16 protein-coding genes are annotated in these 19,724 nt (G+C 60.3%); 9 read left to right on the top strand and 7 right to left on the bottom strand.

The annotated features are described in order from the left end of the window. Positions 1-62: 62 nt before the first annotated feature. From ABVQ20_RS23035 to ABVQ20_RS23020, 4 genes are all read right to left on the bottom strand, one after another. Entirely contained in the window at positions 63-827 is a 765-nt protein-coding gene (locus tag ABVQ20_RS23035; RefSeq protein WP_354461766.1) for an SDR family oxidoreductase, read from the bottom strand. A gap of 131 nt (positions 828-958) precedes the next feature. Then, entirely contained in the window at positions 959-1,993 is a 1,035-nt protein-coding gene (locus ABVQ20_RS23030) for an AI-2E family transporter (RefSeq protein ID WP_354461765.1), read from the bottom strand. A 461-nt stretch (positions 1,994-2,454) separates the two neighbouring features. Further along, on the bottom strand, positions 2,455-3,699 hold the full coding sequence (gene arcA, locus ABVQ20_RS23025; RefSeq protein WP_354461764.1) for an arginine deiminase: 1,245 nt from the start codon (positions 3,697-3,699) through the stop codon (positions 2,455-2,457). A gap of 18 nt (positions 3,700-3,717) precedes the next feature. Further along, positions 3,718-5,151, bottom strand: coding sequence for a basic amino acid/polyamine antiporter (locus ABVQ20_RS23020; RefSeq protein ID WP_354461763.1), 1,434 nt, complete (start codon positions 5,149-5,151; stop codon positions 3,718-3,720). A 263-nt stretch (positions 5,152-5,414) separates the two neighbouring features. Between ABVQ20_RS23020 and ABVQ20_RS23015 the strand changes: the two genes are divergently transcribed. Next, positions 5,415-6,845 carry a basic amino acid/polyamine antiporter gene (locus ABVQ20_RS23015; RefSeq protein WP_354461762.1) on the top strand — a complete coding sequence of 477 codons (1,431 nt, stop codon included), beginning with the start codon at positions 5,415-5,417 and terminating at the stop codon, positions 6,843-6,845. Between the two features lie 97 nt (positions 6,846-6,942). On the opposite strand, the gene ABVQ20_RS23010 is transcribed toward ABVQ20_RS23015, so the two are convergent. After that, positions 6,943-7,998, bottom strand: a complete 1,056-nt coding sequence (locus tag ABVQ20_RS23010; RefSeq protein WP_354461761.1) for a helix-turn-helix domain-containing protein — start codon at positions 7,996-7,998, stop codon at positions 6,943-6,945. Positions 7,999-8,476: 478 nt separating this feature from the next. Here ABVQ20_RS23010 and ABVQ20_RS23005 point away from each other — a divergent pair, with 478 nt between their 5' ends. The 8 genes from ABVQ20_RS23005 to ABVQ20_RS22970 all read left to right on the top strand — a co-directional run bounded on the left by ABVQ20_RS23005 (position 8,477) and on the right by ABVQ20_RS22970 (position 18,918). Next, the gene (locus ABVQ20_RS23005) at positions 8,477-9,670 is read left to right on the top strand and encodes a M14 family metallopeptidase (protein ID WP_354461760.1); all 1,194 of its coding nucleotides are present in this window, start codon (positions 8,477-8,479) and stop codon (positions 9,668-9,670) included. 79 nt (positions 9,671-9,749) lie between these two features. Further along, positions 9,750-11,192 carry a metal-dependent hydrolase family protein gene (locus tag ABVQ20_RS23000; protein WP_354462254.1) on the top strand — a complete coding sequence of 481 codons (1,443 nt, stop codon included), beginning with the start codon at positions 9,750-9,752 and terminating at the stop codon, positions 11,190-11,192. A 290-nt stretch (positions 11,193-11,482) separates the two neighbouring features. Continuing rightward, positions 11,483-12,181 (top strand): MgtC/SapB family protein, encoded by a 699-nt coding sequence (locus ABVQ20_RS22995; RefSeq protein ID WP_354461759.1) that lies wholly within the window; start codon positions 11,483-11,485, stop codon positions 12,179-12,181. Positions 12,182-12,200: 19 nt separating this feature from the next. Further along, the gene (locus tag ABVQ20_RS22990) at positions 12,201-12,782 is read left to right on the top strand and encodes an HdeD family acid-resistance protein (protein WP_354461758.1); all 582 of its coding nucleotides are present in this window, start codon (positions 12,201-12,203) and stop codon (positions 12,780-12,782) included. Positions 12,783-12,804: 22 nt separating this feature from the next. Continuing rightward, complete coding sequence (locus ABVQ20_RS22985) at positions 12,805-13,944, top strand: efflux RND transporter periplasmic adaptor subunit (RefSeq protein WP_354461757.1); 1,140 nt, start codon at positions 12,805-12,807, stop codon at positions 13,942-13,944. Then, positions 13,941-17,099 (top strand): efflux RND transporter permease subunit, encoded by a 3,159-nt coding sequence (locus tag ABVQ20_RS22980; protein WP_354461756.1) that lies wholly within the window; start codon positions 13,941-13,943, stop codon positions 17,097-17,099. Before ABVQ20_RS22985 ends, ABVQ20_RS22980 begins: the two co-directional genes overlap by 4 nt. 103 nt (positions 17,100-17,202) lie before the next feature. Continuing rightward, entirely contained in the window at positions 17,203-17,811 is a 609-nt protein-coding gene (locus ABVQ20_RS22975) for a L,D-transpeptidase (RefSeq protein ID WP_354461755.1), read from the top strand. Positions 17,812-17,814: 3 nt separating this feature from the next. Beyond that, positions 17,815-18,918 (top strand): helix-turn-helix domain-containing protein, encoded by a 1,104-nt coding sequence (locus tag ABVQ20_RS22970; protein ID WP_354461754.1) that lies wholly within the window; start codon positions 17,815-17,817, stop codon positions 18,916-18,918. A 55-nt stretch (positions 18,919-18,973) separates the two neighbouring features. Here ABVQ20_RS22970 and ABVQ20_RS22965 read toward each other — a convergent pair whose 3' ends face one another. After that, positions 18,974-19,255 carry a hypothetical protein gene (locus tag ABVQ20_RS22965; RefSeq protein ID WP_354461753.1) on the bottom strand — a complete coding sequence of 94 codons (282 nt, stop codon included), beginning with the start codon at positions 19,253-19,255 and terminating at the stop codon, positions 18,974-18,976. 87 nt (positions 19,256-19,342) lie between these two features. Continuing rightward, on the bottom strand, positions 19,343-19,492 hold the full coding sequence (locus tag ABVQ20_RS22960; RefSeq protein ID WP_354462253.1) for a BA14K family protein: 150 nt from the start codon (positions 19,490-19,492) through the stop codon (positions 19,343-19,345). Between the last annotated feature and the right edge of the window lie 232 nt (positions 19,493-19,724).

The following is a 19,724-nucleotide window of genomic DNA, read 5'->3' as shown; positions in this document are numbered from 1 at the left end:
CTGCCCTTGATTGCACGAAGCCGGCTTACCAATTGCGACCACAAGTGAGATCCTGAAACCCGTCAGCCCTTGCGTTCGTGCAGGCTGTTGCCGCCGTCGACCACCAGCAGGGTGCCGTTGACATAGCTGGCGGCTTCGGAGGCCAGGAACACCACGGCGGCCGCGACCTCGTCAGGCTGTCCAGCCCGCCCAGGCGGCGTATGCCGCGCCGCCATCCGCTCCATCTCGCTCGATGCACCCGTCTCGATCCAGCCCGGCGCCACGGCGTTGACCGTGATGCCGCTTTTCGCCACTTCCAGCGCCAGTGTCCGTGTCAGGCCGACCATGCCGGCCTTCGCCGCCGAATAGGCGGCGGTGCCCTCGAACGACACCAGCGGCCCGGTGACCGATGCCACATTGACGATGCGCCCATAACCCGCAGCAACCATCGCCGGAAGAAACGCCTTTGTGACCAGAAACGCGGTCTTCAGGCTGACATCGATCCCCTGGTCCCACTCGGCCTCGGTCATCGACAGGAACGCCTTGTCGACAGAAGGCGAAGCCAGCGACCCCATCCCGGCATTGTTGACCAGAATATCCACCGCCCCGACGGCCTCCCGCAACCCAGCGACATCGGCGGCGACAGTGAGATCGGCGACCGCTGCAGCGGCATCGATACCTTCGGCCGAAAGCGCCGCGGCCCGATCAAGCACCCGCATGCTGGCGCCGGTGAGGAACACGGAATGCCCGGCCTTGCCGAGCTGGCGGGCAATGGCAAAGCCGATGCCGTCCGGGGCGCCGGCGCCAGTGATGAGGGCGCGCCGGGTGCTGGTGGTGCTTGCGGTCAAGTCGGGCTCCTTGGCGGGTAGCGCCGATCCGGCGCTAACAAAGCCGCTACGTGGAACGGCGACCACAATCAACCGGTTTCGACACAGCCTTTGCGGTCAGACACCACGCTATCGAGCGCGTCTTTGCGGGCTTAGGTTTCATCCCTGTTTTGGCTCGGCGGGCCAAGCAATTGAGCGATCCAGCGTGTCGATGGCGATTGCGTGCAATAGGTGAGCACTGCGATCGTGATGGGAACGCCTATGAACGCACCGAACGCACCCCACAGAAACGACCAGAAGAATACCGAGAACAAGACCACGAAAGGCGACACCGCCAATGCGTAGCCGGCGACCCGTGGCTCGATGTAGCTGCCGATCGCGAACTGGATGACATTGAGGCCGGCAAAGATCGATATGGCGGCCTGCGGCGAGCCGAATTGCGCCAAAGCGTAAAGCGAGGGCAAAGTTGTCGCGATGAACGGGCCTATGAACGGAATATAGTTCAGCGTGAAGGCGATAACGCCCCATTCGGCTGCAAATCTCAGGCCGAAGGCGGCTGACAGCGCCCAAACCATCAAGCCCGTTGCAAGGCTCATCAGCGTCCTGACCAGCATGTAGCGGCGCAGCTTCGATGCCGTCTGGGCACTTCCATTGATCAGCACGCTCGCGGTGCCGGGGCTTAACGCCGCACGGGCATTGTCAGCAATCGTTTGGGTGTCGAGCAGGCCCAGCAAGACATAGACGACAACCACGATCCAGAACGAGATCATGGTGTTCAGCCGCATCGTCACGCCTTGCGCTATCCGCACGAGCCAGCCGACGTTGAAATGGTCGGCCCATGCGCCGGCCACCATGATGCCGTGGCCCTCCAACCACTCGGCAAGCTGACCGTAAAGCAACTGGAAGCGGGCGCTGTCGGCTATGACCGATCGACCTATGCGGCTGAATCCCCAGGTCGCGGCCGATGCGAACACGAAAAAGCCAAGGACGACGAGGCAGACGACAACGGCCAGGGCGAGCAGCTTTGGGAGGAATCGTTGCAGGTTCCGTTGCAGAGGCCACACCAGCGCTATCAGGAACAGTGCACAGGCGACGGGCGCCAGAACCGCGGCCGCGGTATAGAGCGCTGACACCACGGCGATTATCGCCAGGATGTAGATAGGTGCGACAAGCGCTCGCTCTGTCATGATGTGGTTTTGGACCTCGCATGCGGCGATTGCAGCACAGATACTTCTAGGACATCGCGGGAAACAGTCGGGCTTTCGGAGCAACGATACAAGACAGCGCTATCACTGCGCAATCATACGATGACACCTGCTTCCAAAAGCCGGCAAACATAGCGTTGTTCGGGTCATTCGCGGCAGTATTAATTGCCGCTACGCGAAGGAGAAGAGGAGCCGACGATGCTTTGGCTCCAGTTCCGCCAAGCGCTCAGCAACGCACCATGACAGGTCGTCCGTTGCGGTCACGCATCTTGTGGCCCGACCGGTCGCGGGCCCCGCATTCGCGAGGTGCCGTGGCGGCGCCGACGATGGCGCCCGTGCCTCCGCCGATTGCCGCGCCCACGAGCGCGCCACGACTACCGTTGGCAAGGCCGCACCGGTGCCTGCTCCAGCCAAGGCGGTGCCTGCGGTCCGCTGTTCAGTGGTCAGTAATCGACAGCGTCGCGGATGATCGGGCAGGTCATGCAGTGACCGCCGCCGCGTCCACGCCCGAGCTCGGCGCCGGTGATGGTGATGACCTCGATGCCTTCCTTGCGCAGCAGCGTGTTGGTGTAGGTATTGCGGTCATAGGCGAACACCACGCCCGGCGAGGCACAGACAAGATTGGCGCCGCTGTCCCATTGGGTGCGTTCACGCATGTAGTCGTTGCCGCCGGTTTCAACGACGCGCATCTTCTTGAGACCAAGCGCGTCACGCACGGTCTCGACGAAACTGCCCTTGTCCTTGTGGAGTTCGACGCCGCCCTTTCCGTCAGGGCGATAGGAGAATGCGTCGATGCTATTGACGATGTCCGGATACAGCAGCACGCAGTCGCGATCGGCAAAAGTGAACACCGTGTCGAGGTGCATCGCCGCGCGCAACTTGGGCATTGCCGCGACGATCACGCGTTCGGCAGCCCCTTTCTCAAACAGGGCGGCCGCCACCTGGCTGATAGCCTGGCGCGAGGTGCGCTCGCTCATGCCGATAAGCACATTGCCCTTGCCGATCGGCATGACGTCCCCACCCTCGAATGTGGCAAGCCCCCAATCCTTGGTCGGGTCACCCCACCAGACATTGACCTTGCCGGCGAAGTCGGGGTGGAACTTGTATATCGAGGTGGTGAGGATGGTCTCCTCGTGGCGCGCGGGCCAGTAAAGGGCGTTCAGCGTCACGCCGCCATAGATCCAGCAAGTGGTGTCGCGGGTATAGAGCGTGTTTGGCAGCGGCGGCAGCAGATATTCATTGACGCCAGCCGCGTCACGGATCAGCGCCAGTTGTTCGCCGCCGATGTTCTCCGGGAATTCGAAGGTCGACAGCCCGCCGATCAGCGTTTCGGCGAGTTCGCGATTGGAGAGGCCCTCGAGATAAGAGCGGACCTCGTCGATCAGGCCGAGGCCGACCTGGTTGGGGACGACCTGCTGGTCGAGGATCCATTTCTTGGCTTCCGGAATGGCGACCGTCTCGGCCAGCAGATTGTGCATCTCGACCACCTCGACGCCTCTGTCGCGCATCTTGGTCATGAAGTCGAAATGATCGCGCTTGGCATTGTCCACCCAGAGCACGTCGTCGAAGAGGAGAGCGTCACAATTGCTGGGTGTCAGCCGCTGGTGGGCCCGGCCGGGGGCGCACACCAGGACCTTGCGCAACTGGCCAACCTCGGAATGAACGCCGAATGGAGTGTTGTTTGTCATGACCTTCCTGCTTTCTGTTCAAGGTGCGATGGTGCCCGTCAGCAGCCCGTAGGCTCCGACCAGGCCGGCGATGAGCGTGACGGCGAACACGAAGAGTTCGGCGAGCGTGAACAGCTGCAATTTCTGCTCGCGCCGCGCCCAGACGTAGAGGATGGTTCCGGGCACGAAGAGGACGGCGACGAGCAGCACGTATTTGAGCCCGGCGGCGACGAACATGAAGATCGTGTAGATCGCCGCGATCCAGGCGAAGATCTGGTCGCGGCCGCGCTGATCCGGCGTCTTTTCATAGCCAACGCCGCTGCGGGCGAGCAGGATGCCGTAGCCGGCCACCAGCAGGTAGGGCAGCAGCGCGGTGACGCTGGTCATATCGAGCATGAAGTTGAACGCGTCCCGGGACCAGTAGGTGGAGATCACGAAGAGCGAGACGACGATGTTGGTCAGCCAGAGTGCATTTGCGGGGACCCTGTTGCCATTCTGCGCCGCGAAGAGCTTTGGCATGTCCTCCGACTTCGCCGCCGCGAACAGCACCTCGGCGCAGATGAGGGACCAGGCAAGATAGGCGCCGAGCACCGAGATCAGAACGCCGATCGAGATGAAGACCGCGCCCCAGTGACCGACGACTGCTTCGAGAGCGCCGGCCATCGACGGCTGCTGGACACCGGCGATGGCCGATTGCGGCAGCGCCGCGTAGGGCAGCAGCGTGACCGCCACCATCAGGCCGGTGACGCCGACGAAGCCGAGGATCGTCGCCGTGCCGACGTCGGAACGCACCTTGGCAAAGCGGGAATAGACGCTCGCGCCCTCGATGCCAAGGAAGACGAAGACCGTGATCAGCATCGTGTCGCGGATCTGGGCGATCAGGGTCTTCGGCGGCATGTCGACGCCGCCGAAGAAATTCTCGCGGAACTGCCCGAAATGGAAGAAGAAGATCAGGAGCAGGATGAAGACCAGGATCGGCACGATCTTGGCGATCGTCACGATAGTGTTGATGAAGGTCGCCTGCTCGACGCCGCGAAGGATCATGAAGTGGAAAGCCCAGATGCCGATCAGCGACACGATGATGGCGAGGGCGCTGCTGCCGTCCCCGAAGATCCCGGGAAAGAACCGCCCCAGCGTCGAGCCGATGAGCACCCAGTAGAAGACGTTGCCCAGGCAACTGCCAAGCCAGTAGCCGAAGGCGGACAGGAAGCCCATGTAGTTGCCGAAGCCGGCCTTGGCATAGGCGAAGACGCCCGAGTCGATGTCCGGCCTCTTCTCGGCCAACGCCTGGAACACCCGCGCCAGCATGTACATGCCGGTTCCCGCAATTACCCAGGCGATGATCGCGCCGAACGGACCTGTCGCAGTCGCGAACCGGCCAGGCAGATTGAAAATGCCCGCGCCGACCATCGATCCGACAACCATGCTGGTCAGCGCAAACAGCGAAAGCTTCTGAGTCTCGTTTGAAGCCATGAACCTCTCTCCTGGCTGCGCGAACTGAAGTTCGCGATCAGACGCCTCGCCGACACGTCTCGATCCAGCAAGGTTATGTACGATCAGAAGCAGTAAATCCGGACGGCGGCAATCGGTGAAACGAGTCGCGGCAAAGGTTTGGGACGTCAGGTATACTGGCGGGATTTTATGCCAATCACATGGCCGTCAGACTCGAGCTAGGTTGCAGGCATGACAAAAACACCTCCTCGACCGCCATCTGCCAAAGCAATTGATCCGATTCGATGAATTCAGCCGTTCAGCAAAAATTCTCGATATGGACCCTGACGGCCATGGTCGTCGGCTCGATGGTTGGCGCGGGCATCTTCTCGTTGCCACAGGCCTTCGGTCGCGAAACCGGCCCGTTCGGAGCCTTGATCGCCTGGGCTATCGCCGGCGTCGGCATGCTGATGTTGGCTTTCGTCTTCCAGACCCTGTCGCTTCGCAAGCCGGATCTCGATGCGGGCGTATACGCCTATGCCAAGGCTGGCTTTGGCAACTATCTCGGCTTCCTCTCGGCCCTCGGTTACTGGTCAGCCGCCGTGCTTGGCAACGTTTCCTATTTCGTGCTGATAAAGTCGACGCTAGGCCTCTTCTTTCCTGTGTTCGGCGATGGCAATACTGTCGCGGCGATCGTCATTTCCTCGATGCTTCTGTGGATCGTGCATTCGCTGATCCTGCGGGGAGTCAAGGAAGCGGCGGCGATCAATACCGTCGTTACCTACGCCAAGATCATTCCGATCTTTCTGTTTATCGTCTTCGTGATCTACGGCTTCAGCGCCGACATCTTCACAGCCAATTTCTGGGGCGGGGAAGACGTCAGCGTTGGCAGCGTCGCGAGCCAGGTTCGCGGGACGATGCTGGTGACCGTATTCGTCTTTGTCGGAATCGAAGGAGCGAGCGTCTATTCGCGTTACGCACGCAACCGCGGGGATGTCGGGGTCGCGACGCTCCTTGGTTTTCTCGGCGTGCTCTGTCTGCTTGTGCTGGTGACCACCCCGTCCTACGGCATCATGCTTCGTCCCGAGTTGACGGCGCTGCGCAATCCATCCATGGCCGGGGTGCTGGAGGCGGTGGTCGGGCCATGGGGCGCCAAGTTCGTCAGCTTTGGCCTGCTGATCTCCGTTGCCGGCGCCTATCTGTCCTGGGTGCTGCTGGCCGCTGAAATCCTGTTCACCGCATCACATCACCAGACCATGCCGCGTTTTCTTGCGCACAAGAACAAGCATGGCGTGCCGTCGAGTGCGCTCTGGCTGACCAATATTGTCGTGCAGGTCTTTCTGGTCCTCACGCTCTTTGCTCAGCAGGCGTTCCGGCTCGCGCTCGAACTGACCAGTTCCATGATCCTCATCCCTTATCTTCTGGTCGCCGCCTATGGATTCAAGCTCGCATGGAGTGGTGAGAGTTACGAGAACGCCCCCGCGGCGCGGCGTGTCGATTTCGCAAGGGCAGCGATAGCATTGGTCTATACGGCCGGTCTCATCTACGCCGCCAGCGCCAAGCACCTGTTGCTCTCGGCCGCCATCTACGGACCGGGCACGATCCTCTTTGTCATGGCTCGGAAGGAGCGGGGGCAGAGGGTGTTTACTCCCGTCGAGATGGGGATATTCGTCGTCGCCGCACTTGGCGCGGTCGCGGCAATCTACGGCATCGTCGCGGGTCTCATCGCGGTCTAATGCATGTCGCCCAAAAGTGACCTCGGTTTTGGGAAGACGACATGCACAAACAGGGACCTAAAGCGCGGCGCATGAATCCGTTTCGACGCGACGCGCTTTAGTGCCCAAAGCTGTTTCGCAGCAGAAGACCGCTCAACGTGTGCACCCTACTGTCTGGCTGACTGATCTGCTGCAAGGTCGCTGCCTGGGCGCCTTGCCAGCCTTCCACGCGTGCCTCCTTTGGCGTAATGCCGAATTCCTTCCTGAACATCCGGCTATATGCAGATGGATCCATGAAGCCCCAATCCCCGGCAATGGTGGAGATCGGTCGCCCGTCCAAGCTGTCAGAAAGTATGTCGCGTGTCTTGAGCAGGCGTTGGTGGCGGATATAGTTAGAAACACCTCCAACCGGTTCAAACATCCGGTAGAGGCGGGAGCGGGACACGCCGAGGTCGCGGCAAAGCTTGTCGGGTGCCAAGGACTGATCATTCAACCTTTGTGCAATGATTTTGGCGGCGCGCTCGACGATCACGGCATCGATCACACGCTGCGCCTCGGTGACGCGGTCATGCGATGGTGACACGCACGCAGCCACCAGATTGGTGGTCGCAGTGGCAATGTGCGATACGCCCACCGCCCTCAGCTCGGAAAAAGAACGGTGCAGTAGAAGCATGTAGTCTGCCAAGAGCCTTTTCGACTCCTCGCGTAATTCAATCCTGGACGATTGGATGAAAGGCAGGTCGCGTGGCAAGAAAAGAGCAAGGAGGGCATCGTTCTCCGTCACGCACTCATAGGGCTCCGCAAAGGATTGCAGGGTCGTTTTCACGACCTGCCAATTTCCAGGATGCCTGCCCTTGGCCAAGGGCAGGCTCAAATACCAATTGTCTACCGAAGGGTTTTTCAAATGCCGCCAGCGACAGCGGTAGCCATTGCCAGGCAATTCCAGGAACATGACAGCCAAGGTTCCCAGATCCCATACCGTTTCATGTGCTGGAAACGAATGGCTCCGTTCTTGCAGAAGTTCAGTGTCGGCAACATCTTGATACCAGCTTCGAAACAGGTCGAATTGCTCGGCGGGTGGTGCCGAAGAGGTGTCGATGTCGACGGCGCATTGCAGGGGCTGCTCGGCATCTTCTCTTCCGGATCGCCCGGCTGCATCAACCCTGGCATCCATGGCAACTCTCCGTCTTATTGGCGCAACACGGATTATGGCGGCACGTCTGCTTCATGATAACGTAACCACTTCAAGCAGACCAGTCGCCAAGAACTGGTGTAACGCTTGCTTATTCACAGCATATAAATCCTATTAACCAATCGTTAACATGCTGTCCGGCCCGTCTGACCGGTCTGCTGGAAAATCCGCTGATCGATCCCGATCGCGCACGACGGAAGCCGCGGAGTGGTTGTGGTGGTTGTATAGTACCCGACGCTTTCACATGAGTTGTGGATGGCTGTCCTGTCAGTATGCAAAGCATCCCAATCATAGACCGCCAGTCCATTTTTGTTATTTGAGGCTGTACTCGCTGAAACGTCCGGTGGACTAATGCCCGGACATCACGCTCTCAACGGGAATCGGCAGGGATGATCTGGCCGCCCTTGTAGGCGTCATCGCGAGACCTCCAACATGATCCTCATCGGCAAGGGCCGCAGTCATGGCGAATGAAACCAGCGAGGGCCTCGGACGTCGCGACTTCATGATCGCGTCGGTCGCCACGATCGGCGCTGCCGCTGCGCTCATGACCGGACCGGCGCAGGCACAAACCGGCTCGGCATCTGCAAGCGCGTCACCCGCCGGGACATCGGGGACCGTCTACACTGGCGATGTCATCGACGGAAAGAAGGTTATCAGTTCGCTTGACATCTCGGATCTGGGACCAGGCAAGCACGGCTTCTATTTCCAGGGCGTACAGATGCCCACGGGCCAGCACTGGTACGTCTCGGTGATGGTGGCCAAGGGAGCGGCCCCGGGCAAACGGCTGGGGCTGATGAGCGGGGTGCATGGCGATGAAATGAGCCCCATTCACACCGTGCAATCCGTGATGCGGGAACTCGATCCGGCCGCCATGTCCGGATCCGTGATGGCGGTATTCGACATTTCGCGCCCCGCAATGGAGGGCATGGAACGGCGATGGCCGAATTCGGGGCGCGGGATCGACCTGATCGACATCAATCGGCTGTTCCCCGGCAATGAGGGCGCTCCCGACGCGCCGTCGCGCCACGCCGGCCTGGTGTTCAACCGGCTTCTGCGGTCAAACCTCGACTACGCGATCGATTTTCATACAGCCGCCACAGGTATGGACGCGACGGCGTTCCATCTTGCGCGCATGGATATCCCCGAAGTGCGGGCGATGGCGGAACTCTATCCCGTCGATCAGATCTTCGACAACTTTGGCGAGCATGGCCTTCTTGCCAATGCCCTCATCGATGCCGGCATTCCGGCCTTCACGCCCGAGATCGGCAAGCCGCGGATCTTCGATCACGCCATGATCGCCCTGTTCGTGGAAGGGACGATGAACGTCATCAAGCATCACGGAATAATTTCAGGCCCCATAGGCAAGACCAGCAAGGATTCGAATGTTTTCGTCGCGGACGGCATGTTTCCCGTCATCGCGACGCATGGCGGCTTCGTCGAGTTGCTGGTCGAGCTCAATGAAACCGTGCAGCCCGGCCAGAAAGTCGCCATCCAGAGGAACACCTTCGGTGAAGTCGTCGCGGAATATTCCGCGACCTTCGGCGGCAAGGTCGGCGCCAGGCGGACCGATGCAACAGCCGAATCCGGAACTCCGATCGTATTCCTCATCTTCGATAGCGCCAACCCTGTCGGCGGAGACGCGCTGGTCGAGTGAGGGGCCTGAAACAACAAGAACCGCGACACGAAGCGCCGTTCCGCAACGTGCCAGTGTCGCCCAACCGAAAGCAAAAGACATGCTGCGGCTAGGCTCGAAGTACAGTCACCTGGTTCACAGTTCCGGTTGCGGCTGTTTCAATCCCGATCTTCAAAAGGCTTCCCGTCGCCTGGAGGCCTTTTCACGGCGCAGTTTTCTTTCGGGCATTGGGGCGGCAACCATTGCCGGCGTGCTGGCCAGGCCCTCGTTCGCGCAGACGGCCGCGGCCCCCACCAAGACCCTGTTTCGCGAGGTCCGGCTCTTCGACGGCAAATCGGGCACGGTGAAGGATGGCGCTCAAATCCTGGTGGAAAACAACAGGATCTCCAGCATCGATATGACGAATGCGCCCGCGCCCAGCGACGCTACCGTCATCAAATGCCGCAACGGCGTGCTCATGCCAGGGCTCATCGACGCGCATTGGCATGCGATCTTCGCGGCGGTCCCGGTCAACATCCTGCTTAACGGTGATCCGGGGATTATCTTCGCCGCGTCCACCGCCGAGGCGGATCGCACGCTCAGTCGCGGCTTCACCACCGTACGCGATCTGGGAGGCCCTTCCTTCTCCTTCAAGCAGGCAATCGACACTGGGCTGATCCCTGGCCCGCGCATCTATCCCTCCGGCGCGATGATCACGACCTCCGGGGGGCACGCCGATCTTCGCCTGCCGAGCGAGATTCCGCGCGACGGCGGCAAGCTCAGCAAAGGTGAGCTTCTGGGGGGAGCGGCCATCGTCGACGATATCGGTGACCTGAAGATGCGGATCCGGGAGCAGCTTCTGCAAGGCGCGTCACAGATAAAGTTGGTGGGCGGCGGTGGTGTATCGTCGCCCCGCAGTCCGCTGGACATAGTTACCTTCAGCGAAGAAGAGTTGCGGGCAGGCGTCGAAGTGGCACAGGATTGGAACACCTACGTTACCGTGCACGCCTATACGTCTCGCGCGATACGACGCGCGCTGTTAGCTGGGGTGCAGTCAATCGAGCACGCGCATCTGATGGATGAGGACACGGCGGCGATGATCGCCGAGAAGGGCGCATGGCTCAGCACCCAGCCTTTCCTGACAGTGGACGACACCGGCCAGCTGACGGGACCTAGCGCCGACCGCGCCGAGCAGCTTTTCTCAGGCACGCCGAGGATATATGCCTTCGCTCGCAAGCACGGCATCAAGACGGCCTGGGGCTCCGACGTGCTATTCTCGCCTGCGTTGGGTCCGCGCCAGAGCATAATGCTCACGCATTTGGCCAACTGGTACAAGAACGCTGAAGTCCTGCAGATGGCTACCTCCGGCAATGCCGAGCTGCTTGGGCTTTCCAATCTTCGAAATCCATACCCCGGCAAGATCGGTGTCATCGAGGAGGGGGCGTTTGCGGATCTGCTCGTCGTGGACGGCAATCCAGTCGACGACATAAAGCTGCTCGAAGATCCGCAGAAGAACCTTGTGTTGATCATGAAGGATGGTCGGCTGCACAAGAGCGCCCTGTGAGCGTCGGCGGAAATTCCACATGCCGCATCCGCTTTACAGCGATCAGTTGACCCCTCTCGACTTCACGGTCTTGAGGAGCCGGCGATCGCGGAAAAGTCTCGGCGAACCAGTTGGTTCATCGAGAAATATCAGCACTTGCCTGCCCGATCGGCGCCCGGTCCGCCGGCCGGCGGACTTCTCGCTGAAATTGATCTTTGAACGCGTGGGCCAGCCGATGGCTCTCTTCGATACACCAGACATGACGATGTGCTCGTCTTCGACGACTGTGACATGAGGCATCGGCACCGCGAATGATAGCCAATCTGATAGCAGACCACTCGATCATGCTGAAGCTGGCGCTATCCCTGCTGCTTGGCATTCTGATCGGTGTGGAGCGCCAATACAAGCAGCGCCATACCGGGCTCGTGACCCATGCCCTGGTCGCGCTGGGCGCGGCGTCCTATGCGTCCTTGCCCGGTGCGCTTGGACTGGAACTGGATCTGCGCATGGGGTCCCAGGTGGTAACGGGCATCGGCTTTCTGGGCGCCGGCCTGATCATGAGGGACGGCACCAGCATTAGGGGGTTGAGCACGGCTGCTACCGTCTGGAGCACCGGGGCCGTGGGTGTGTTCGTCGGCTACGGCTTCCTGCTGCTCTCGGTGGAAACGACCTTGTTCGTGATCCTGTCGAATATCCTCCTGCCTCGGCTCGCTCTCCATGTGGCCGGATATTCTTCCCTGCCTACGAATAATGAAAAAGTCTATTTTGTAAAAATACAGTGCGATTTGCAGAAAGCAGACGTCGTAAAGTCTTCTATCGTCCAGGCAATAGCATTGAAAAATCTTCGGCTCATGTCCATGGATAGCGATATTGATGAAGAGAAAAGCATTTCAGAGATAAATGTCTCTGTTATTTCAGAAAAAGGGGAAGAAAGATCTATTGATGCGCTAATTGGTTTCTTGGCCATGAAAGAAATTGTTCATTTCGTCGGCCGTGAGGCCGATATCTAGGCGGGCGTGGAGCGGAGAGATGACCGGAAAATCAGATCAATCGCCTGCGACGCCAGCTGAAAGAGCCGAAATCGAGCAGGGCAAATGGCGCAGGTTTCTGCTCTTTGGGCTTCTCTTGCTTGCGGGTGGCGTGTTTTCCGTCTCTGTCCCGGCCGTTTCCAACTTCGCATCCAGTGTCGTGTTCGCCGTGGCATTGATGGCGGTCGGCGTCGTCAAGGTCATACAGTCCCTTTGGATCAAGAGCTGGGCCGGTTTCGTATGGCAAGAGCTGACCGGCTTCTTCGAGCTCATCGGCGGCATCATGATTTACTTCAATCCCGTAAAGGCGTCGGCTGCGATATCGCTATTCATAGCGTTTGTATTGTTAGTGCACGGAATTCTTCAGATCATGATCGCGATTGAGGTCAGGAAGTCGAGTCATTGGTATTGGTTCGTTGTTTCCGGGATTGTCGCTATATTTGCAAGCGTTTCCATAATTCTGAAGTGGCCAATGGTCAGAGAGATGCCGACTGGTCTTGTGGCCGGCTTCTCCTTGATGATTGCCGGGCTGGCGTATCTCGTCATTGCGCTGAGCGTGCGCAGGACGAAGATCTTGTCTTGAGAACAGGATGCGAGGATCCACGATGAGACGCAGTTTCGATTTTCGACCCACGGTCGTGGTGGCCGTATTGCTGGTCGGAGTGGCCGGCTTCGCGGGAACGGCGCGTACACAGAGCGCGCAACCGGCGGCGGCAATGCCGGTGGTGGTGCAAAAAATCCTGTCCGGCCCTGCAAGCCCACCGCTGACATATAACGCGCAGGTCGAGGCGATCGAGGCGGTCGACCTTCAAGCACGCGTCTCCGGCCTGCTGAAGGAGGTCAAGTTCTCGGAAGGCCAGGGCGTCAAGGAAGGCGATCTGCTTTTCGAAATCGAGCCGGATCAACTGTCGGCGGCGCTGATGTCCGCCCAGGCGCAGGTGGCAAGGATGGAGGCTACGCGCAATGCAGCGCAACAAAGCCTGTCACGCGCCAGGGACCTGTTCAACCGCAAGACCGTTTCGCAGGCCACGCTGGACGATGCGCAGGCAGCATTCGACATAGCCGCGGCGGACGTCCAAGGCGCCAATGCAGCGCTCAACACGGCCGAACTCAACCTTTCCTACGCCCAGATCAAATCGCCTATCGACGGGACCATCGGCCGCTCCCTGGCGACTCCCGGCAATCTCGTGGGGCCGGGCTCTGGACCCTTGGCGCGCATCGTGCAACTCGACCCTGTCCGCGTCGCATTCTCGATCGCCGACAGCACCTTGGTCGACATCAGGCAGAAACTCGCTGGCGGCCACAAGATCGACCCGAACAAGTTCGGCCTCACCCTGTCGCTTGCCAACGGCACGCAATTCACTTCGCCGGGCCGGGTGCAGTTCATCGACAATGAGGTCAACCAGCAGACCGGTACCGTCGCCGTGCGCGCTGTGTTTTCCAACCCCAACCATATATTGACGCCTGGCCAGTTCGTCCGGCTCACCGTCGTCGACGAAGAGGCCAAGGAACTGCCGCTGGTGCCGATGGCATCCGTGCTTCAGGACCGCCAGGGCAAATTCGTCTTCATACTCAACGACAATGACACGGTGACCAGGCAGGCGATTACGACCGGCGCGCGCATCGACAATCGCTGGGCGGTGACGAGCGGACTGAAGGGCGGCGAAACAATCGTCGTCGAGGGACTGCAACGCATTTCCGATGGTCAGCAGGTCACACCCCGTGAAGCGGAGAGCGCGCAATGATCTCCGATCTCTTCATCACCCGCACCAGGCTCGCGATCGTTATCTCGATCATCATTTCGATCGCCGGAGCGATCGCGGTGTTTTCCCTTCCCATACAGCAATATCCGCAGATCACGCCTCCGACGGTTACCGTGTCGGCTTCCTACCCGGGAGCAAGCGCGGAAGTCATTGCCGATGTGGTCGGCGGCCCCCTCGAGACGGCCATCAACGGCGTGGATCACATGATGTACATGTCGTCCACCAGTTCCAACGCCGGCCAGTACACGCTGTCGGTGACCTTCGAAGTTGGAACCGATCCGGAGACAGCGCAGATCAACGTGCAGAACCGCGCCCAGTTGGCGATTTCACGCCTGCCGGCGGCGGTCGCCCAGCAAGGGGTCTCCGTGCGTGCCCGCTCGCCGGATTTCGTCCTTGGCATCGCTTTCTATTCTCCGGACGACAGCCTCGATGCCTTGGCGATCACGAATTTCATCACCACGACGGTCGCCGACGCGATATCGCGCGTGCCGGGCGTGGGCGAGGCTTCCGTTGCCGGAGCTTCGGAATACTCGATGCGGGTGTGGCTCAATCCGCAGCGCATGGACGCGCTTGGGCTGACGCCCGACGATGTTTCGGCCGCCATCCAACGGCAGAATATCCAGGCGACGCTCGGGCAGGCGGGCGCGCCGCCGCAGGCACGGGGCTCCGAACTGCAATACACGCTGGTCGCGCAGGGGCGGCTGAGGAGCGCCGAGGACTTCGGCGACATCGTCGTGCGCACGGGCGAGTCCGGGGCCAAGGTCTACCTGCGCGACATAGCGCGGCTCGAGCTTGGCGCGCTGAGCTATGCTTCGAGCGCCAGCTTCGCCGGGCACGCGTCGGCGATGATGCAGGTCAACCAGTCTCCCGGTGCCAACGCCATCCAGACCGCAACGGCGGTCCGCGCCGAACTGGAGCGCCTTTCGCCGCGCTTCCCCAAAGGCATGCAGTATCACATCGTCTACGATGCGACCCGCTTCGTGAATGCCAGCATCTCGCTGACGACCAGAACCCTGCTTGAAGCCTTCCTGATCGTTCTCGCCGTCACCTATGTGTTCCTGCAGGATTGGCGCGCCACATTCATCTCGGCGCTTGCCATCCCTGTCTCCATGCTGGGCGCCGTGGCGGTGCTGTTTGCCGCCGGCTATTCGCTGAACATGATTTCTCTTCTGGCACTGGTGCTGGCAATCGGCCTGGTGGTGGACGATGCCATCCTCGTCGTCGAAAACGTCAAGCATGTGCTGGAGGATACGCCTGACATTGGAGTCGCCGACGCCACACGCAAGGCGATGCATCAGATCACCGGGCCGATCATTTCCACGACCCTGGTGCTGCTTGCCGTGGTGACGCCGACGGCGTTTCTCGGCGGCATAGGCGGCCAGCTCTACCGGCAGTTCGCTGTCACCTTGTCTTCGTCGCTGGTGATTTCCTCTTTCGTCGGCCTGACCCTGAGTCCCGCGCTGGCCGCACTGCTTCTGCGGCGCGATGTGGGCTATTTCAAACGTGGCCCGCTGGCCTGGTTCACGGCATTCATGAACAAGACGCGCGACGGCTATGGGCGCCTCGTCGGGTTTCTGGTGGGGCATTGGTATGTGCCGTTGGCGGGATTGCTTGCCTGTTTCGTTGCCGCCTATCTGATCTTCACCGGGCTGCCGTCGACTTTCTTGCCCGACGAGGACCAGGGGGCGCTGTTCGTCGACATCCAGCTGCCGAATGCCGCTTCACTCGACCGCACGAAGGCCATCGTGGAGGACGTGCGCAAGATTCTAACCGACACCGGCGGCGTGCAGGACGTCATCACGGTTGCCGGGTTCAGCATCCTTCAGTCGACGAGTTCGCCAAGCGGCGCAATGGCGGTCGCGGCGCTGAAGCCGTGGGACGAGCGCACGTCCAGGGAACTGCAGCTCGCCGGCATCCTGCAGGCGCTGCGGATGAAGTTTTCCCAGATCCCGGGCGCCAATGTCGCCGTCTTCGCTCCACCGGCGATTGCCGGCATCGGCTCGGTCGGTGGCCTGGACTTCCGCCTGCAGGCGCTTGAGGGGCAGCCACCGCAAGAGATCGCGCAGGTCGTCGGCGCCCTGCTTGGCGCCTTCAATCACCTGCCGGATCTCGGCGGGGCCGCTACCACCTTCAGCGCGAATGTCCCGCAGGTCTATGTCGACGTCGACAGGACGCGCGCCGAGGCACTTGGGGTAAGCGTATCGGACGTCTATTCCACCATCGGCGCGGCCTTCGGATCGCGCTATGTCAATGATTTCACGCTCAATGGCCGCGTGTTCCAGGTCAATCTGCAGGCCGATGCCGATTTCCGCGCCCATGCGGAGGACATTTTCAAGCTGCATGTGCGCAGCCGGAACGGCACCATGGTGCCATTGAGCAATCTGGCGTCGTTGACGACCATCCTGTCGCCGTTCGCCATCCAGCGCTACAATCTGTCGGTCGCCGCTCCCATAAACGCCATTACAGCACCCGGAAGCAGCAGCGGCGCCGCCATGGATGCCATGGAGAAGACGGCGGCCCAGGTGTTGCCGAACGGCTATGGCTTCGAGTGGTCGGGGCTGTCGTTTCAGGAGCGGCGCGGCAGTGGACAGGAGGGGCTGGTCTTCGCGCTGGCGTTCCTGTTTGCCTATCTCTTCCTTGTCGCCCAGTATGAGAGCTGGTCGCTTCCGCTGGTCGTCATCCTTTCGCTCGGAGCCGCTCTCTTTGGCGCCGTGGCGGCATTGTGGGCCTTCGGGTTGCAGAACAGCCTCTACGTGCAGATCGCCATCGTGCTGCTGATCGGGCTGGCGGCGAAGAATGCCATCCTGATCGTGGAATTCGCCAAGGAGCGGCGTGGTGAGGGACTAAGCATAATCCAGGCCGCGCGGACCGGAGCAGAGCAGCGCTTCAGGGCCGTCATGATGACCGCGGTCTCCTTCATTCTCGGCATCATTCCCCTTGTCGTATCGACAGGCGCCGGCGCGGGTGCGCGGCAGGCTGTTGGCGTTACGATCTTTGGAGGCATGATCGCAGCCACGACGATCGGCTTGCTGATCGTTCCCGCGATCTACTTTCTCGTGCAGGCAGCAACCGAACGCCTGTCATCGAGGGTGCCGGAAGATCATGCCCAACGAAATTCAATAAATCCACGGAATTGAATGTATAAAAAATTGCCTGAGGACTTGTCTGGGCTGAGATCAGGTTATGAACCCAATACGCTTTCCTCGGCTGACGCGATCTGATCGAGGGTAGGAGATTCATTTGGTAAATTCTTTAAACAGACGATCCGTGATTGTTGGAGGGATATCATTTCTGGCACTATTCGGTCGCGCGGAAGCCTCCCAGAAGAGTTGGTATATCGGGAGAATACCAGACAAGCCGTTCGACATTCCTCTTGTCGACAAGGCACGTGTTCCCCAGCACCTCCATCGGCAAATGGTGCCTTATTCGGGCAAGGAATCCCCCGGAACAATCCTTATCAACAAGCAAGAACGCTTCCTGTATTATGTCGAAGATGCCGGCAGGGCGATCCGCTTTGGGATTGCAGTCGGTCGGGACGGACAGAGATGGAGTGGAGAGGCAATAGTTGGACGAAGAGCCAAATGGCCAACCTGGACTCCTACCGCCAACATGCGACGCCGCAATCCAAGCTTACCGCAGCGCGTCCCCGGTGGCCCAAACAACCCTCTCGGAGCACGGGCGCTGTATCTGTATCGCAATGGCAGGGATACGCTCTATCGCATTCATGGGACCAATGAGCCGTGGACTATTGGCAAAGCCGCATCGTCCGGTTGCATCCGGATGTTGAACGAACACATTTTTGAACTCTACGGCACGGTGCGCAACGGCGCCCGTGTTATCGTTCTCTAGCGCATGATCCCGGAAAAGAGCCGGTTTTCGGAAAAGATCATGCTTGAACAAAGAGATAGAGCCTCATCTGGACAACCTGCCGAGGTAGCAGGCATTCACGAGACACTGAAACGCGCCATTGATCTCGATACCTTCTCGGCTCCATCCGCCGAGCAATTCGACCTGTTTCGAAGTTGGCATGAAGGTGTTTGCGAATTCGAGCCCGTGCAGGAAAAGTTCCAATCGTTTCCAGCGCGCCAAGTGGCGTGGAATCTCGGAACGATAACAACCGTGCGGCTAGGTTTGCCAGGTGAAGGCAACCGCTACCGTTGGCGCCACTTGAAAAGGGCCACAATTGACAATTGGTACTTGTTTTTACCGTTGTCCAAGGATCGGAGTTCCGGCGGGAAATGGAAGGCTGGGAAGCCGGTTATGGAGTCCTTGGCCGAACCTTTCGAGTATGTCGCGGAAGATAACGGCTGCGTTGCCCTTATGATGCCTCGCAGCCTGCCGTTCATCCGATCGTCTAGAGTTGAAATACGTGAAGAGTCGAGCCTGTTCCTGGTCGATTTCCTGCTTCTGCTGGATCGTTCCCTGCCCGATTTGAGGGTCGCGGACGCTCCACACATCGCTGCCGCGACGACAAACCTGCTCGCGGCCTGTCTGACCCTGTCGCGTGACCATATCGTCGAGGCCCGGAATGCGATCGACGCCGTGATCGTCGAACGTGCCTCCAAGATGATCGCACAGAAGTTGAACGACCCCGACCTGACGCCCGACAGGCTCTGCCGCGACATCGGCGTGTCCCGCTCCCGCCTTTACCGGGTTTTTGAGCCGGTCGGAGGCGTTTCGAACTATATCCGCCGCAAGCGCCTCCTCAAGACGCGCGACATACTGGCCGACAGTTCCGATGGGCGGCCGATCTGGATCGTTGCCGAGGAATGGGGCTTCACGGACCCCTCGATGTACAGCCGCATGTTCAGGAAGGAGTTCGGCATCACGCCCAAGGAGGCGCGCGCGGAAGGCTGGCGAGGCCGGTCGCCCGCGCTCTTGCAGCAGAGTAGTCCGCCGCATGACAAGGCGCACACGCTGGGTAACCTCCTGCTGCAGAACTCTTTTGGGCTCTAGAGCAATTCCAGGAAAAGTGTGAACGGTTTTCCGTCTGGAATTGCGTCAAAGATGCTCAACCGCCGGCGCATGCGGACGGCACAGCCCGGCCAACGCCCCACGACAGCTGTCCCTGTATGATGGTGAGTGTCCATTGGCCGTTCGAAAAAATCGTGCCTTCTGGCCCCATCGAGGGCAGATCAACCTCGGCCGCGTCGTTGACGGATACCGAAGCGCGATCACCGAGGAGACGCACTGCCAGACGCGTGCCGTCCTGGCATGTGTAGTTGCTGACGGGATAGGGATTGCCCGCGCCAATGGACGCGCCAGACGCGGAATGCTTGAAGCTTGCAATCATCAGGGCGCCAATTACCGCGATTGATAGGTTTCGCAGCACAATAGTCCTCCCAAACTGGCGCTCTCGAGAAGACCTGCGGGACATTGCTCAGAAGGGCGAGATGCACTGCCGGCGCGGGCCATTGTTGGGTTGCCAGCTATTGTCCGAAACCCGATAGGAGCGATAACGCTGCGAGCACCAGTTCACGTGGTTATTCCACGCGGTGTGATCGCGCTGGCGGGCAGCCGAGACCGCCATACCGCCGAGCAGCATCCCGCCAATCACGCCCGCCGCGACGGCGCCACTATTGTTCCTCGAATGACGGTGATGACGGTGGGGCCGATGATGGGGAGGCCTGTGGTGCGGTGGCCGTGCTCCGTGTCCCGGTCTATGGCGGGGAGGCCTCCTTAGATCGACGTTCGTGACCGTATCGGTAACTGACGGCCTCAGCGCTCCGACCGGCATTGCCCATGTAGGTGCTGCCATGCTT

The organism is Mesorhizobium shangrilense, from assembly GCF_040537815.1.
Lineage (GTDB): Bacteria > Pseudomonadota > Alphaproteobacteria > Rhizobiales > Rhizobiaceae > Mesorhizobium > Mesorhizobium shangrilense.
The sequence above is the reverse complement of the archived record's forward strand: the minus strand, read 5'-3'. Positions and strand labels throughout refer to the sequence as shown.

What these genes read in the sequence shown, in the direction of transcription:
- ABVQ20_RS23030 (WP_354461765.1), bottom strand. Translation starts at nt 1,993, where the DNA reads ATGACAGAGCGAGCGCTTGTCGCACCTATCTACATCCTGGCGATAATC.
- arcA (WP_354461764.1), bottom strand. Translation starts at nt 3,699, where the DNA reads ATGACAAACAACACTCCATTCGGCGTTCATTCCGAGGTTGGCCAGTTG.
- ABVQ20_RS23020 (WP_354461763.1), bottom strand. Translation starts at nt 5,151, where the DNA reads ATGGCTTCAAACGAGACTCAGAAGCTTTCGCTGTTTGCGCTGACCAGC.
- ABVQ20_RS23015 (WP_354461762.1), top strand. Translation starts at nt 5,415, where the DNA reads ATGAATTCAGCCGTTCAGCAAAAATTCTCGATATGGACCCTGACGGCC.
- ABVQ20_RS23010 (WP_354461761.1), bottom strand. Translation starts at nt 7,998, where the DNA reads ATGGATGCCAGGGTTGATGCAGCCGGGCGATCCGGAAGAGAAGATGCC.
- ABVQ20_RS23005 (WP_354461760.1), top strand. Translation starts at nt 8,477, where the DNA reads ATGGCGAATGAAACCAGCGAGGGCCTCGGACGTCGCGACTTCATGATC.
- ABVQ20_RS23000 (WP_354462254.1), top strand. Translation starts at nt 9,750, where the DNA reads ATGCTGCGGCTAGGCTCGAAGTACAGTCACCTGGTTCACAGTTCCGGT.
- ABVQ20_RS22995 (WP_354461759.1), top strand. Translation starts at nt 11,483, where the DNA reads ATGATAGCCAATCTGATAGCAGACCACTCGATCATGCTGAAGCTGGCG.
- ABVQ20_RS22990 (WP_354461758.1), top strand. Translation starts at nt 12,201, where the DNA reads ATGACCGGAAAATCAGATCAATCGCCTGCGACGCCAGCTGAAAGAGCC.
- ABVQ20_RS22985 (WP_354461757.1), top strand. Translation starts at nt 12,805, where the DNA reads ATGAGACGCAGTTTCGATTTTCGACCCACGGTCGTGGTGGCCGTATTG.
- ABVQ20_RS22980 (WP_354461756.1), top strand. Translation starts at nt 13,941, where the DNA reads ATGATCTCCGATCTCTTCATCACCCGCACCAGGCTCGCGATCGTTATC.
- ABVQ20_RS22970 (WP_354461754.1), top strand. Translation starts at nt 17,815, where the DNA reads ATGATCCCGGAAAAGAGCCGGTTTTCGGAAAAGATCATGCTTGAACAA.
- ABVQ20_RS22965 (WP_354461753.1), bottom strand. Translation starts at nt 19,255, where the DNA reads ATGATTGCAAGCTTCAAGCATTCCGCGTCTGGCGCGTCCATTGGCGCG.
- ABVQ20_RS22960 (WP_354462253.1), bottom strand. Translation starts at nt 19,492, where the DNA reads ATGGCGGTCTCGGCTGCCCGCCAGCGCGATCACACCGCGTGGAATAAC.